Source organism: Microtetraspora sp. AC03309, from assembly GCF_020826795.1.
Lineage (GTDB): Bacteria > Actinomycetota > Actinomycetes > Streptosporangiales > Streptosporangiaceae > Microtetraspora > Microtetraspora glauca.
In genome coordinates this window covers 1-333 of record NZ_JADDIL010000678.1, presented here as the reverse complement: position 1 = coordinate 333, position 333 = coordinate 1, and the positions used below count along the sequence as shown (strand labels likewise).

General features: G+C 68.5%; 1 pseudogene. It reads left to right on the top strand.

Annotated elements, in window-relative coordinates:
• Positions 1 to 47: 47 nt before the first annotated feature.
• A pseudogene (locus IMZ11_RS44905) lies at positions 48 to 333 on the top strand (hypothetical protein); the annotation flags it as partial.

Genomic DNA, 333 nt, shown 5'->3' with positions numbered 1-333 from the left:
TGCTCGAGCGTCTAGAGGAATCGATTCCTTTTCGGGGGAGAATCGCTATGTCCAAGTTCAAGAGCCTTGTCGGGCTGCTGGCTGTGAGCGCCGCGTTGACCGGTGGGGCGGTCGCGCTGGGCGCCGCCGCCACGGCCACTGCGGCGAGCGCGTCCGTCGTCCAGTCGGGCGGCTTCGCCAGCTGGGGCGGGGGCGGCTGGGGCGGTGGCAACCGGAACCGCAACTGGAACCGCAACCACAACCGCAACCGCCAGCACCAGCGAGAGGACCAGCGTCAGCACCAGAGGCAGCGCCAGCACGTGATCAACAACATCCGCATCCGCCAGCCGGAGC